Origin of the sequence: Paenibacillus sp. NPDC057934 (assembly GCF_042887565.1) — a bacterium.
Taxonomy (GTDB): domain Bacteria; phylum Bacillota; class Bacilli; order Paenibacillales; family Paenibacillaceae; genus Paenibacillus_AQ.
Window position 1 is genome coordinate 154,599 of the sequence record NZ_JBHVPB010000010.1, and the last position, 13,585, is coordinate 168,183.

Below are 13,585 nucleotides of genomic sequence, written 5' to 3' on the forward strand. Positions count from 1 at the left end.
TTAACAGCAGAACAATTTCCGATGAAGTTTATTAAAATTGTTTGAGTATAAGCCGCCGTTTCGGAGTACACATTAATGCAATGAGTCGCCCAAAATAATTTCTTGACTTCAACAGAACTTTAAGGATTACAATGGCGAAGCAGTCCACTACTGAGGAGGGTTTTTAAATGAAAGTTATAGATAAGCATTACATCAATGGCCGATTTGTACCATCCCAAGGCCGTGAGACAATGGAGCTTATAAGCCCTGTTACTGAAGAAGTTATCGGGAAGGTAGTGCTGGGTGACGAACGGGACATTAGGGATGCAATCGCTGCAGCGAAAGCAGCATTTCCTTCATTCTCGCGGACGTCTATCGCAGAAAGAGGACAGATGCTACAACGACTTCACGATGCTGTTATGGCGAGAGTGGATGAATTAACCGATGAGGCCGTTCAAGAATACGGTTCGCCGGTAGCTGCTTCTCGTGGTCGTACTGTATTTTCCGCAAAAGCCTTTCTATTGACAAAGGAAGCGATGGAGTCATTCGACTTCGAGCGTGTAAAGGGTGAGACTAAAGTAGTCATGGAGCCGCTTGGTGTTGTTGGGGCGATTACTCCGTGGAATGCGAACTACACCCATATTTGTGGTAAAATCGCTCCTGCTCTTGCGACAGGTAATACCATTGTTGTGAAGCCAAGTGAGCTTAGTGCATTGCAAACGCAAATCCTTGCCGAATGTTTGGATGCAGCTGAAATTCCGGCTGGTGTTATTAACATCGTGAACGGAACCGGGGCTGTTATTGGAGCCGAAATTTCAAACAATCCTGACATTTCAATTATATCCTTCACGGGATCAACTGGCGTTGGTAAGACGATTGCTAGGGATTCTGCTGCCACATTAAAACGACTTGCTCTTGAGCTGGGTGGAAAATCACCTAACATTATCCTGGATGACGCTAACTTCGAAGAGGCGATTCCGCGGGCCATTCAAATTGCATTCAGCAACACCGGACAAGCTTGTCATGCGGGTACGCGGCTCCTCATTCCAGCCAATCGCTTGGAAGAAGCTAAAAAACTTCTTGTTGAGGCGGTTTCCGCTACCAAACTCGGTTATCCTGATGATCCGGATGCAGCACTTGGTCCAGTTGTAAGCCGTAAACAGTTCGATACTATTCAACGTTATATTCAAGCAGGCATTGACGAAGGGGCAGAGCTTATTACTGGTGGTCTCGGTCGTGCTGAAGGCTTTGAGCATGGCTATTTCGCCCGTCCAACTGTGTTCGTTGGAGTCAAAAACGATATGACAATTGCCCGGGAAGAAATATTTGGACCTGTATTATCAGTCATCTCATATGAGACAGAAGAAGAGGCGGTCTCCATCGCAAATGATACGATTTATGGGCTTGCTGCCTATGTTAGCTCGGGAGACCATGAGCGTGCCAGCCGCGTAGCGTCACAGATTGTAGCTGGCCGTGTGCTCATCAATAAAGGTGTGCATGACGACCCGTATGCTCCGTTTGGCGGATTCAAACAGTCTGGTATCGGGCGTGATTCTGGTCACTATGGTTTAGAAGAGTTCGTTGAACCAAAGGCATTGCTGGGATTCAATCAAGTGTAAATTCAAGGTGAGCTATCAAATAATCAATGTTTGAAGGGAAAATCCCTATTTTCGGTGCTTTTTCTTATAGAACTCTGGTGGCACTATATTGGTAAGCGCTCCTATGTCATGAGCTTCGGACAATAACGTTTTCGCTAATTTTTACAGAACAATAGTAATAGCACCTCTTCGTATAGGATTTCATTTATTAGATTGCGTGGTGCAAGCAAGTTCAGTAGGTAATAACACTCTTTTTGCAGCCAAAAGGATAATATAACTGACCGTGTGCGAGCTATGGCTTCGCCGGTCAGTTTTTTGTCTGTTGTTATGGTTAGCCTTCTGAATATAGTTGCATCCCATCGTCACGGTGGTATTATGTCCACATATTCCACCACAGTGGCGACCGAGCCTTACCTTAAGTTCCTCTTACATAGCTCAGTTCAAAATATTGTAAGGATATATTTTCCTGCGGTAGAATTAGTTAATAGAATATTGAGGCCGTTTCGGGAAATCATCCCATCCCTATCCTGTCAGGGGTCAGTATTCGGAAGGATCAGGATGTCCTGATCTTTACTGCAAGCAATACAAACATGACCATAGAATACAGAATTTCTCTGACCAGCAGCTCGCCGATGGAACAAGAGGACGGTGCCATTGTTGTGCCAGCACGGTATTTATATGAGATCGTTCGCAAGCTTGAGCCGGGGGCTATCCGATTAGAGACACATAGCTTGGATGTGGACTTTAGGAGTCTAACAAATGCTATTCTCGATGCCCATTATGGGGTAAACGTAAGAGGCACATGTATGTTATCCGCAGCCTTCGCCCGCCATCTGGAGGGTAAGCAGGGCGGACGAATTATTAATCTGGTCTCCGGTCAGGATAAGGGGCCGATGCCGGGTAATCTTGCGTATGTAGCTACCAAAGGGGCGATATCGGCTTTTACGGTGTCTCTGGCTGCGGAACGGGCACCCTTGCACATTACAGTTAACGCAGTTGATCCTGGGCCGACAGATTCCGGGTGGATGAACGAAGATATCAAACAACACTTTACTCCAAAATTTCCCATGGGCCGCTTGGGCCAGCAGGAGAACGCCGCACGACTTATTACATTCTTGGCTAGTGATGAGGCCGCCTGGGTGACAGGACAAATCATACACTCTGACGGGGTATTCTGGGGATGACTCCGGCAGCGGGGGGAGATGGCTGTAGATCGTATATTCATTGATGGTGTCATATATAGTGGAACCCTCTCCCAACTTCCCCTATACTTGTATGGTACGACTATCAATATATCGAATGGAGTCTAAGAATTCATGTCTACTTTACCAAACTGCCCGGAATGCCAATCGGAATACGCCTATGAGGATCGAGGAATGCTGGTCTGCCCGGAGTGTGGCCACGAATGGTCCCCGGGAGCAGAAGCCGAGCATGACAGCGAAGAAACGAAGGTCATCAAGGATGCCAATGGGAACGTGCTCAGCGATGGCGATACCGTAACCGTGATTAAGGACCTCAAGGTGAAAGGAAGCTCCCTCGTTGTCAAAATAGGCACAAGAGTCAAGAATATCCGCCTGGTGGAAGGCGATCATGATATTGATTGCAAAATCGACGGTTTTGGTGCAATGAAGCTGAAATCAGAATTTGTGAAGAAAGTATAGCTCACGCTCGGCAGCAAGCATTCTGTTCCTCATGGAGAACAGGGTGCTTTTTTATGTGCGGAGGGGGCGCTGAGGGTTGGACGAAGACTCCGGTAAATTCGTACACGCTCAATAAGGGACGAGTGAATAAGGTACGGTAAGACTTAGCTTTGATAGGGAAGGGATGGAGAGTCCATGACAAAAGCACAACCGGCGCGGCTAGAGAACCAGGTATATTCCAACAGAGTAGCGCGGTCTGAGTTCGATAGGAACTGGAGGACTATTATTTCTAGCAGCGGTTATGTGATTTATATTGCCACGAAAGATAAGGCGAAGGTGACCGTACTTCTGACTAACGGTTCAAGTAAATTACTCATCTTTAATAAGGGCGGCCGTGTCTTGGTAGGCTCTGGTGGCGTCAGTCATTACAGCAAGCCGCATCGGGCAAGAAACCTTTAAACTGCTGAATAGCCACTGAGGCAATCGAGCGTTCTTTTCAAAAAAACATTAAAAGAACCAGCCACCGCTCCGGGGGTACCGCCTGTCTCAACAGACACGGGCGCTTCCCTATCCTGGATGAAGGAGGCTGGTTGTTTTTTAGGAGGAGTAACATTTTAGCAGCATCTCACCGACAGATTCGTCCATTATTGCCTCATTCTCAGGGTTAAGCCACTCGTCACGGATAATTATATGGCTACACGAGCTACTCTTAAGATAACTATATATAATCTGAGCCTCGTCAATCTCATGCCTGCTGATGTCTCCCGATCGTTGAAGTGGACTTTTTCGGAAGTTGTCCCTAATGATTGTCGTGATCTTTGCCTTCAAACTGGCATTCCTAAAATACTCTGATTCAAGCTTGGTTTGAAAAAGAATACGGTTGCCCTGCAGCAACAATAGCTTGAGTGTCTGGTTGTTAATGGGTTCAACCATCGCGATCCGCTGATTTGCCCCCGCAAATTCAATGACCTTCTCTTTCTGGAGAAGGGAGCGCACCGCACCAATAGAATCGCGGTATTTAGCCGCTACTTCGTAATTATAATTCTCTGCGGCTGCGGCCATCCGTTGTTCCATTCCTTCCAGAACACTTATATCTGTCCCGTCCAAGAGAGCAACAATGCGGTCCATAATGCCGTTGTATACCGCCAGGGATTCCCCGCCAGCGCACATCCCAATACACAAGCCTAGGGAGTGGTTGAGGCAGAGCGAAGCTTTTGTGGAAGGGGGATTGCTGCAAAGAATGCTGTAACTTTCGAGCACTCCCTGTACCGCCCGCTCTACAGTGTTTCTGCTTGTGTAAGGGCCAAACAGTAATCGTCGATCGCCTTGTTTGACACCGTCCCCGGGGTCATAGGATACTTCAATCCTCCGCCTGTTACCGTCGGTTCGGATCACAATATAGGTGTAGGCGAGGGGATTTTTCATTTTTTTATTATAAGGCGGTTTGATCTCCTTGATTAATTTGCATTCCAGCATAAAGGCTTCAAATTCGGTATCCGTCAGTGTATAGTCCAAATCCTTAATGTTTTTGACGAGACGTTTCACCTTGGGCGAATGCGATTTGGAGTCTTGAAAATAAGACTGGACCCGCCTCTTCAAGGCCTTGGCCTTACCGACATAAATGATATTTCCCAGACTGTCTTTCATTAGATATACACCGGGAGTTAAAGGGAGGTTTTTAACCTTTTCTGTTAGATTCATATGTATCCCTCCGTGTCTTCAGATTCATCTGTAGCTCAAGTATAGACGATGGATCAAGGCACATAAAGAATAGGGAAGCGGTGAGATGTGCTGATCCAAAATGTATAAGAAGTTGCTCCCTTATCCATCCTAAACAGGAATAGCAGGAATGCCAGAAGGGAGACCACACATCCATGAATAATCGCAATGATACCAGTTGGAAAGAAGACAACGTAGTCACCCAAGCATCTAGATCGGTTCAGAAGCTGCACGATGCCGTATCCCAGGCCTTGAGCCATCCGAATGAACAGACGGTTGAACAGGCCGAGAACCGCCTGGAGCATACGGAACAAGCGGTCCATGAGGCGCAGCGGGTATTTAACGGTCAAGGCGCGGAGTTGGCCGAGGAGTTACTTGCCGATGAGAAGGATCGCTTGTCATCTCTGGATAATCGGAACAGCTAATAACAGTTATGTATCATGCCGATGCAGCCCTCGAATGCTGATTACAGCAATGAGGGCTGTTTTTTTGCGAAATAACTTCTAATTCAACTGATTTTTATTTAAAATAGTACAGAATGCGCTATAGAAATACCCACTAATCCGATGTATAATTAATGAATAATTACATACATAAGATGCTTACTTCATGGCTTCATAGTGTGGTTGCAAGCGTACGATTATTATGAACACAGGGGAGATGAAGAAGATGGCAAAGGGAAAGGTATTATCAATTAAGACGATTGTGGCGATCGGCATCGGTTCGGCATTGTTCGTTATTCTGGGAAGGTTCGGTTCCATCCCTACGGGTATCCCGAATACCAACATTGAGACTGCATATGCGCTGCTTGCACTATTCGCACTGCTCTACGGGCCAACAGCTGGACTATTGATTGGCTTGATCGGACATACCCTAAAGGATGCGATTTTTTATGGATCACCATGGTTTAGTTGGGTCATTGCTTCCGGGATAGCAGGACTCATTATTGGACTGATTGTACGCAAGATTTCCATTCATGATGGGGAGTTCGGGAGAAAAGAAATTATTCGTTTCAACATTGCCCAGATTATTGCCAACGTTGTAGCCTGGTTACTGGTGGCTCCAGTCCTAGATATTCTTATTTACGCAGAACCGGCCAACAAGGTGTTTACACAAGGGATAACAGCCACATTGTTGAACATTGTATCTGTAGCGGTAATCGGAACATTGCTCGCTATTGCTTACAGCAACACAAGAACTAAAAAGGGAAGCTTGACCAAGCAGGCATAATCCCCTACAATCCAAACCAAAGGCCGGTGAGTATCACCGGCTTTTCCATTGCCATAAAACATAAATCCCTTGCCTGTTAAGCCAAACTAACTCTGAGGAAGGTCATGTATGAATGATGAATAGAGCGGTAATCGAATTTAAAAATTTTAGTTTTCAATACCGGGCCCAAACCGAGCCCACACTTCAGAACATTAACCTGACGATCTACGAAGGGGAGAAGGTATTAATTGTAGGTCCCTCCGGATCGGGTAAAAGCACCCTGGCTCACGCCATCAATGGATTAATTCCTGCTACTTATCCGGGCGAAATCAGCGGCACCCTGCGCATTATGGGCCAGGATCAGCAGGAACTGGGGATAGCCGGGTTGTCGGAACGGGTAGGTACGGTGCTGCAAGATCCTGACGGGCAATTCGTCGGGCTCACCGTTGGCGAGGATATTGCCTTCAAGCTGGAGAATGATGCTGTTCCCCAGAGCGAGATGACTGGAAAAGTAACCGAGGCCGCCCAAGCTGTGGACATTTACGATTTTCTCGGAGCTTCACCACAGGAGTTATCGGGCGGACAAAAGCAAAAAACAACTCTTGCCGGCGTACTAGTTGGCGAGGTTGATATTCTGCTGTTCGATGAACCGCTAGCCAGTCTCGATCCCTATACAGGGAACAAGACGATTGAACTCATTGATCAGGTAAAGCAGCAGACCGGTAAAACAGTCATCATCATCGAACACCGGCTGGAGGATGTTCTGCATCGTGCGGTAGATCGCATCATTGTAATCAATGAAGGGCGGATTGCTGCAGACTTGCCGGCTGGGGAGCTGCTCAGCTCCGGTCTGCTTCAGGAGGCTGGTATTCGCGAGCCACTGTATCTCACTGCGCTGAAATATGCTGGCTGCCCCATTACACCAGACACCAAGCCGGAGCATATAGAAACCATCGGACTGGAAGAATCTGCTGACAAGCTTAGAGGCTGGTACCTTGTCAATGACGAACAACCCGAATACCCAGACTGTCCACCTGTGCTGGAGCTGCGCGATCTCTCCTTCAGCTATGAGAAGAAGCATCCGGTACTGCACGAGGTGTCTTTAAAGCTCGGCAGGGGAGAAATGGTCTCTATTGCTGGGAAGAACGGGGCCGGCAAATCTACGATATCCAAGCTAATTTGTGGCTTTTACCGACCCTCATCGGGCTCGATCTTAATGAACGGGCGCGATATCGGTCCGGATTCGATCAAGGAACGGGCCAGCCGAATCGGCTTTGTCATGCAGAACCCCAATCACATGATCTCAAAGACGATGATCTTCGATGAGGTGGCCTTAGGGCTCAAGGTTCGTGGTATAGCGGAGAGCGACATTGAGAAGCGGGTGCACGAAGTGCTCCAAGTTTGCGGGCTATATCCGTTCCGCAGCTGGCCGGTTTCTGCGCTCAGCTATGGGCAGAAGAAGCGGGTGACTATTGCCTCCATTCTGGTGCTGCAGCCGGAGATTATTATCCTTGATGAGCCCACGGCCGGTCAGGATTATCGCCATTATAATGAAATGATGGAGTTCCTACTGGGTCTGAGCAAACAGGGCATGACGGTCGTCATGATTACTCATGACATGCACCTCATGCTGGAATATGCACAGCGGTCCATTGTACTGGCGGATGGCCGGAAGATCGCCGACGATCGTCCAGAACGTGTTCTGTCCGACAAGACAATTATACACAGAGCTAATTTGAAGGAAACTTCGTTGTACAGCCTGGCAGAACGTGCGGAGATTGAGCAGCCCTCCGAGTTTGTCAGACGTTTTATTGCTTTTGACAGGGAGGCACGCCGAGGATGAAGGTTAAGATGCTGTCCTATACCGATTTGGATACACCGATTCACCGTCTGACCGGCGGGACCAAGCTGCTGTTTTTCGTTCTTTGGTCGGTTTCTGCAATGATCACTTATGATACGAGAGTTCTGGTGGTCATGCTGCTGTTCAGTCTGTTTGCCTTTAAAATCTCTCGGGTACCGTTTCAGCAATATGCGTTTGTGCTTTATTTCATTCTGGTCTTTTTCGTGCTGAACCATATAGCGATCTTCCTCTTCTCACCGCTGGAGGGCGTATCCATATACGGCACGCGGCATGATATTTTCCATATTGCCGGACGGTATACCGTCACTTGGGAGCAGCTGTTCTATCAATTGAATATTGCATTGAAATACGCTGTTGTTATTCCGATGGCACTATTATTCCTGCTGACGACAGACCCCAGTGAGTTTGCCGCGTCACTAAACCGGATTGGGGTGAATTACCGGATTGCTTATTCCGTCTCGCTCGCGCTGCGCTATATTCCCGACATCCAGCGTGATTATGAGAATATTTCATTCTCGGCCCAGGCGAGGGGAATTGATACCTCGCGTAAGGAAAAGCTGCCGACCCGACTCAAAAATATCGGATCGATCCTATTCCCGCTCATTCTGACCAGTGTGGAGCGGATTGACAAGATAAGCACGGCCATGGAGCTGCGCGGATTTGGTCGGGGCAGCAGACGCACCTGGTACAGTTTGCGTCCTTTCACCAAGAGCGATTATATCTCCTTGGCTTTGATTATCCTCATTGCGGCAGTGTCCGCTGTGATTACTTTTTATGACGGCTCCCGTTTTTATAATATTTTTGTGTAAGGCAGTTTAATTACCTGATTTTATGAAACTGGACAGAGGGTTGTCTACTTTGCTTCTGTATAATAAGCCACAAATACAGAGAAAAGAGGATACACATTATGCATACTCAGATTGTTCATAAACCAGAAATTACTCTAACAGGAATAAGTGCACGGACGACAAATGTGGAGGAAGCTGGTCCGAACGGAGTCATTCCGGGACTGTGGGAACAATTCTCCCAAGTTAATCTTGCGGAGGCGACAGGTACCTCTAACCCTCATCTGACCTATGGACTGTATACGGACTATGAAAGTGACTTCACAGGTGCTTATACGATTCTTATTGGTCATGAGAGTGGAAACGATGCGAGCCATAAGGAGAACGGGTTTGCACATGTTGCCGTGCCGGAGAGCAATTATATGGTGTTCACGACCACAAAAGGGCCAATGGAAGAAGTAGTTCCACAGGCTTGGACGGAAATCTGGCAGTATTTCAAGGATTCGCTTGAAAAGCGTACTTATACTGGTGATTTTGAACTGTATGATGCCAGTAAGTTTGATGCGGCAGGTGTAGAGGTGCAGATTTATATTTCTATAAAATAGAAAAAAGCTGCTGGGAGAATCCCGGCAGCCTGAGGCAGACCTGCGGGTCTGCCTTTTCTTATATAGTTCAAGCGGTAATATTCTTCCTAGCCGCTGCTGTGTGTCCGGTGGCTTATGCTCCGGACCACTCTTGATCGCCCGTCAAATATTTCTCGGTCAGGACGGACAGCAGGTGTATACCGACCTCATTTTCTCCACCTTCAGGGATAATAAGATCCGCGTATTTCTTGGAAGGCTCAATAAAAGCTTCGTGCATCGGCTTCACCGTAGTCAGATATTGTTGGTGAATTGACTGGATGGTCCGGCCACGCTCTTCAATATCGCGGAGTACGCGGCGAAGAATACGTACATCGGGATCGGTATCGACGAAGACTTTGATATCCAGCATGTCCCGCAAATGTTCATCGGACAAGACATGAAGTCCTTCGATGATAACGATGTTGTTCGGCAACAGCTCTTCCGTCTCTGTGGTGGAACGTGCATGAACCGTAAAATCGTATACTGGAGCCTGGGCAGCGAGCCCTTGCTTCAGCTCTTTAAGATGCGCAATCAGCAGCTCATTGTCAAAGGCGAACGGATGATCATAGTTGATCAGCGACCGCTCATCCATATTGAGATGCGAATGGTCTTTATAGTAGTTATCTTGAGATATGAATGTTACTTTGCCCGTCCCAAGCCGGTCTATAACGGAACGAGCCACCGTGGTTTTACCCGATCCGGTGCCGCCGGCGATACCAATAATAAGCATGGCGATTTAATATCCTCCCTAACCATTGCCGTTGCAATTCCAATATTGTAGCACAGCGACAACATTTTTTCATCACGATACGACAAATGAAAACTGGCATTTTTTAAAATACGGCAATATTAAGAATTTGGTCAGGCGGGAGGCTGTTACATGAGTGTTTTTTGCATGAAGCAGAGAGCTTTTATTGAAAATAGGTTAAGGGATGATTTCAACTGGGGTTGCAGGAACAGGGCTTTCGGGCGACTGTACTTGGATGTAAGGGGGATATGCCAGCTAGGGTGCTGTGCAAGAGATGTGGACGGCATGGGATAGATGGTATACTTTGATCAAAGAAATGAGGCGGATTAGCCATAGATCGGGGAGTGGGCAGCATGGAGAACAGTAATATGGAAGAGCTGAAGACGCAAGCAGAGATCTTCCTCAGGGGTTGTCATCAAGAATTGGAATCCTCTGAAGCGGAGCTGGAGAAGCGTATTCTGGAGGTGCAGGAGGAGATTGCAAGCACCGGAACCTACCGGCATACCGGAGAAGAACTGATGCATGGGGCACGAATGGCTTGGAGGAATAACAGCCGCTGTATCGGCCGTCTATTTTGGCATACGATGGAGGTCATTGATGCGCGACTGGCAGAGACGGAGGACCAGATTGCGGAAGCGTTGCTTCGGCACATCGACAGAGCTGGCAACGGAGGCCGCATCCGTTCCGTTATCACTATTTTCCGCAGCGAGGAGGACCTGGCAAGTCGAATTCGCATCTGGAATCACCAACTGATCCGTTATGCCGGTTATCCGGCAGAGACGCCGGGTGGTGAGCGTTTCGGTGATCCCGCTTCCGATGCTTTTACCGCGGTTTGCCGATCTCTGGGTTGGCAGGGAACAGGCAGTGACTTCGATGTGCTGCCGCTGGTGGTCTCGATCGGCGACGGGAAGCCCCGCTGGTATCCTATTCCTGAGACGCTCATCAAGGAAGTGCCGCTTACTCATCCTGAAATCGAGCGGTTCCCGGAGCTTGGGCTGCGCTGGTATTCAGTACCTATTATCTCGGATATGCAGCTTGAGATCGGCGGCGTCCGGTACACGGCAGCTCCTTTTAACGGATGGTATATGGAGACCGAGATCGGCTCCCGTAATCTTGGAGATACTGGCAGATACAATCGTTTGCCGGCAGTCGCCGACCTGATGGGACTGGACCGTTCCACGAACACCTCGCTCTGGAAGGACCGGGCCATGCTGGAATTGAACCGGGCGGTGCTGCATTCATTCAAGCAGGCCGGTGTTAGCATCGTGGACCATCATACGGCGGCGGACCAGTTCGTTAGGTTCCAACACCAAGAACAGGAATTGGGCCGCGAGGTTTCCGGCCGCTGGAACTGGCTGATCCCGCCAATGTCGCCTTCGGCAACCCCCATCTGGCATGACAGCACCTTGAAGGAGCTGGATCTGCGTCCGCGTTTCCGGTACCAAAAGGCCGCTTATACAGGTTGGCTGGATGGGATAGGCCCGGATCAGGACAAGTCTAATGATAGAGAGGCAGAAGACAATGGGGCGGAGCTGGTGTGTCCTTTTCATCATAAGTCCTGAGCGTCTGCAGGCGTCACAACCATGAATTGCAAAGGCCGTGGCGCTAAATACAAAATTCATATTCAGATTTAGATGATCACGAAGCAACTCCTGATGGCTGACAGCTGCAATTAGGGGTTGCTTTTTGTATAGGAGGAGATTATACTCATCTCAAGAAAGTGATTGATCAATAACCTAACGAGAGAAATGCTGCAAGGAGGTCAAGATGAGCAAAGAATCGACTACGATCCGCGGCAAAGGTGATGAATCGCCCTCTATCAACCGCCGGGAGCAGATATTGGAGGCAGCGGTTGTTGTCTTTGCCGAGCATGGCTATTATCGGGCTACGACAGCTCAGGTCGCCGAGAAGGTAGGTATTTCCCAGCCTTATGTTTTCAAGGTCTTCAAGAACAAGGAAGAGCTGTTTGTGGCGGCTTTGGAACGGTCATTCGAACGCATTGTTCAAGCCTTTCAAGGCGTTAATGCATCGGCTGACACGTTGCTTCAGGAGGCGATCCGTGTTTACGAGCTGCTGATGGAGACGCATCCTAATGAGATTATCCTTCAGGTCCAGGCTCTGGGTATTCGCGATGGGTTGATACGACAGACGATGCAGAACGGAATGAGCAAAGTGACAAGTCTGGTGGGGGGGAAATTCATTGCTGCCGGAATGCCGCATCCTGAAGTGCTAGTCAGCAGTTTTATGGCGAACGGCATGCTGTGCAATATTGCAATGGCCCTGGAAATGCCAGAGTTGAAGCCGAAGCATCATCCGGAGTTGCTGTAGCGAACCAGGCACAGTGCAGAATTCTAAGGGCGGATGCCCTTAGACATTTTTTTCTCTTATAGTTATTGATTAATCACTAACAAAATGTTGAAGGAGGAATTATGATGTTATTGAAAAAAGCTTTAGTACTAGGGGCAACGGGTGGAACGGGAACGGTAATTATTGCGGAGCTGCTAAAAAGAGGGGTGCACACGGTAGCCTTCGGGCGATCCATGCCCAAGCTGGAACAGCTAGCGGCAGACCTAGGCCGTCCGGCAGGTCTGGCTCTGACGACAGGGGATGTATTCAACAGCGAAGATGTTTACTTGGCTGCACAGGGCGCTGATGTTATTTTTCACAGTGCTTCAGTTCCTTACGACGAAATGACTACGCGTCTGCTTCCCATGGGCGAATCGGTGATGGAAGCTGCGAACAGACTGGGCATCAAAGTGGTAGCTGTAGATGGAATTTATCCCTATGGCAGACGGCATAATGAGCAGCCTATCGATGAGAATTATCTTAAGGATCCGCATACCAAGAAGGGAAAGAAGAAGCTGGAGTTCGAGCGTATGTTCTTCAGTCCACGCTGGAATCATACAAAGAGAATGATCGTCCGTCTGCCTGATTATTATGGCCCTACAGCCAATGCGGCTTCCTATTTAGGGACGACACTTGAGTCGGTTGCCGCAGGTAAACCGGGGGCGTTCGTCGGGACGATGACCGTTCCACGTGAATATGTGTACCTTCCAGATGCAGCCGTCATGATTGTTGAATTGGCAAGCAGAGAAAAAGCTTATGAACAAAATTGGAATATACCAGGTGCCGATGTTATCTCAGGGCGGGACATAGTTAATATCGCTCGAAAGGCCAGCGGAACATCTAAAATGGTGATACCGCTGGGCAAAACGTGCCTATCCTTGCTGGGTCTGTTTATCCCGGTGATGAAGGAGATTGTGGAGATGCTGTATCTGACCGAAGAACCGCTGCGTTTAAGTGGGGAAAAGTATGAGCGTCTAGTGGGGCCAATCCCCGCAACCCCTTATGAGAAGGGCATTACAGAGACAATTCAAGCTATCAAGCGACGTCAGGCTCAGGCGACGGCCAAGTCCTGAACCT

General features: G+C 48.4%; 14 protein-coding genes. 12 read left to right on the top strand and 2 right to left on the bottom strand.

Going from position 1 to position 13,585, the window contains the following annotated elements:
* The first annotated feature begins 167 nt into the window (after window positions 1–167).
* The 4 genes from ACFVRY_RS22720 (at window position 168) to ACFVRY_RS22735 (ending at window position 3,676) form a co-directional block, all read left to right on the top strand.
* Complete coding sequence (locus ACFVRY_RS22720; RefSeq protein ID WP_387502578.1) at window positions 168–1,598, top strand: aldehyde dehydrogenase family protein; 1,431 nt, start codon at window positions 168–170, stop codon at window positions 1,596–1,598.
* A gap of 470 nt (window positions 1,599–2,068) precedes the next feature.
* A complete protein-coding gene (locus ACFVRY_RS22725) occupies window positions 2,069–2,761 on the top strand; it encodes an SDR family oxidoreductase (protein ID WP_387502717.1) in 693 nt (230 codons plus the stop codon).
* Between the two features lie 132 nt (window positions 2,762–2,893).
* Entirely contained in the window at window positions 2,894–3,238 is a 345-nt protein-coding gene (locus ACFVRY_RS22730; protein ID WP_387502579.1) for a zinc ribbon domain-containing protein YjdM, read from the top strand.
* A gap of 174 nt (window positions 3,239–3,412) precedes the next feature.
* Complete coding sequence (locus ACFVRY_RS22735; protein ID WP_387502580.1) at window positions 3,413–3,676, top strand: hypothetical protein; 264 nt, start codon at window positions 3,413–3,415, stop codon at window positions 3,674–3,676.
* A 138-nt stretch (window positions 3,677–3,814) separates the two neighbouring features.
* On the opposite strand, the gene ACFVRY_RS22740 is transcribed toward ACFVRY_RS22735, so the two are convergent.
* Window positions 3,815–4,918, bottom strand: a complete 1,104-nt coding sequence (locus ACFVRY_RS22740) for a GIY-YIG nuclease family protein (protein ID WP_387502581.1) — start codon at window positions 4,916–4,918, stop codon at window positions 3,815–3,817.
* A 173-nt stretch (window positions 4,919–5,091) separates the two neighbouring features.
* On the opposite strand from ACFVRY_RS22740, the gene ACFVRY_RS22745 reads away from it, so the two are divergent.
* The 5 genes from ACFVRY_RS22745 (at window position 5,092) to ACFVRY_RS22765 (ending at window position 9,396) form a co-directional block, all read left to right on the top strand.
* Entirely contained in the window at window positions 5,092–5,361 is a 270-nt protein-coding gene (locus ACFVRY_RS22745) for a hypothetical protein (protein WP_387502582.1), read from the top strand.
* A gap of 235 nt (window positions 5,362–5,596) precedes the next feature.
* Window positions 5,597–6,166, top strand: coding sequence for an ECF-type riboflavin transporter substrate-binding protein (locus tag ACFVRY_RS22750; RefSeq protein ID WP_387502583.1), 570 nt, complete (start codon window positions 5,597–5,599; stop codon window positions 6,164–6,166).
* Between the two features lie 115 nt (window positions 6,167–6,281).
* Window positions 6,282–7,988, top strand: a complete 1,707-nt coding sequence (locus ACFVRY_RS22755; RefSeq protein ID WP_387502718.1) for an ABC transporter ATP-binding protein — start codon at window positions 6,282–6,284, stop codon at window positions 7,986–7,988.
* On the top strand, window positions 7,985–8,815 hold the full coding sequence (locus tag ACFVRY_RS22760; RefSeq protein ID WP_387502584.1) for an energy-coupling factor transporter transmembrane component T family protein: 831 nt from the start codon (window positions 7,985–7,987) through the stop codon (window positions 8,813–8,815). Before ACFVRY_RS22755 ends, ACFVRY_RS22760 begins: the two co-directional genes overlap by 4 nt.
* A gap of 98 nt (window positions 8,816–8,913) precedes the next feature.
* On the top strand, window positions 8,914–9,396 hold the full coding sequence (locus ACFVRY_RS22765; protein WP_387502585.1) for a GyrI-like domain-containing protein: 483 nt from the start codon (window positions 8,914–8,916) through the stop codon (window positions 9,394–9,396).
* 112 nt (window positions 9,397–9,508) lie between these two features.
* Here ACFVRY_RS22765 and udk read toward each other — a convergent pair whose 3' ends face one another.
* A complete protein-coding gene (gene udk / locus ACFVRY_RS22770) occupies window positions 9,509–10,144 on the bottom strand; it encodes a uridine kinase (RefSeq protein ID WP_387502586.1) in 636 nt (211 codons plus the stop codon).
* Window positions 10,145–10,515: 371 nt separating this feature from the next.
* On the opposite strand from udk, the gene ACFVRY_RS22775 reads away from it, so the two are divergent.
* The 3 genes from ACFVRY_RS22775 (at window position 10,516) to ACFVRY_RS22785 (ending at window position 13,581) form a co-directional block, all read left to right on the top strand.
* Complete coding sequence (locus tag ACFVRY_RS22775) at window positions 10,516–11,724, top strand: nitric oxide synthase oxygenase (protein ID WP_387502587.1); 1,209 nt, start codon at window positions 10,516–10,518, stop codon at window positions 11,722–11,724.
* A 205-nt stretch (window positions 11,725–11,929) separates the two neighbouring features.
* On the top strand, window positions 11,930–12,490 hold the full coding sequence (locus ACFVRY_RS22780) for a TetR/AcrR family transcriptional regulator (protein ID WP_387502588.1): 561 nt from the start codon (window positions 11,930–11,932) through the stop codon (window positions 12,488–12,490).
* A gap of 104 nt (window positions 12,491–12,594) precedes the next feature.
* Window positions 12,595–13,581 (top strand): NAD-dependent epimerase/dehydratase family protein, encoded by a 987-nt coding sequence (locus ACFVRY_RS22785; RefSeq protein WP_387502719.1) that lies wholly within the window; start codon window positions 12,595–12,597, stop codon window positions 13,579–13,581.
* Window positions 13,582–13,585: the final 4 nt, after the last annotated feature.

Bases quoted from the DNA above. Each gene is read 5' to 3' on its own strand.
- ACFVRY_RS22740 (WP_387502581.1), bottom strand. From the start codon at position 4,918: ATGAATCTAACAGAAAAGGTTAAAAACCTCCCTTTAACTCCCGGTGTA.
- ACFVRY_RS22735 (WP_387502580.1), top strand. From the start codon at position 3,413: ATGACAAAAGCACAACCGGCGCGGCTAGAGAACCAGGTATATTCCAAC.
- ACFVRY_RS22755 (WP_387502718.1), top strand. From the start codon at position 6,282: ATGAATAGAGCGGTAATCGAATTTAAAAATTTTAGTTTTCAATACCGG.
- ACFVRY_RS22760 (WP_387502584.1), top strand. From the start codon at position 7,985: ATGAAGGTTAAGATGCTGTCCTATACCGATTTGGATACACCGATTCAC.
- ACFVRY_RS22775 (WP_387502587.1), top strand. From the start codon at position 10,516: ATGGAGAACAGTAATATGGAAGAGCTGAAGACGCAAGCAGAGATCTTC.
- ACFVRY_RS22750 (WP_387502583.1), top strand. From the start codon at position 5,597: ATGAAGAAGATGGCAAAGGGAAAGGTATTATCAATTAAGACGATTGTG.
- ACFVRY_RS22745 (WP_387502582.1), top strand. From the start codon at position 5,092: ATGAATAATCGCAATGATACCAGTTGGAAAGAAGACAACGTAGTCACC.
- ACFVRY_RS22720 (WP_387502578.1), top strand. From the start codon at position 168: ATGAAAGTTATAGATAAGCATTACATCAATGGCCGATTTGTACCATCC.
- ACFVRY_RS22730 (WP_387502579.1), top strand. From the start codon at position 2,894: ATGTCTACTTTACCAAACTGCCCGGAATGCCAATCGGAATACGCCTAT.
- ACFVRY_RS22785 (WP_387502719.1), top strand. From the start codon at position 12,595: ATGTTATTGAAAAAAGCTTTAGTACTAGGGGCAACGGGTGGAACGGGA.
- ACFVRY_RS22780 (WP_387502588.1), top strand. From the start codon at position 11,930: ATGAGCAAAGAATCGACTACGATCCGCGGCAAAGGTGATGAATCGCCC.
- udk (WP_387502586.1), bottom strand. From the start codon at position 10,144: ATGCTTATTATTGGTATCGCCGGCGGCACCGGATCGGGTAAAACCACG.
- ACFVRY_RS22765 (WP_387502585.1), top strand. From the start codon at position 8,914: ATGCATACTCAGATTGTTCATAAACCAGAAATTACTCTAACAGGAATA.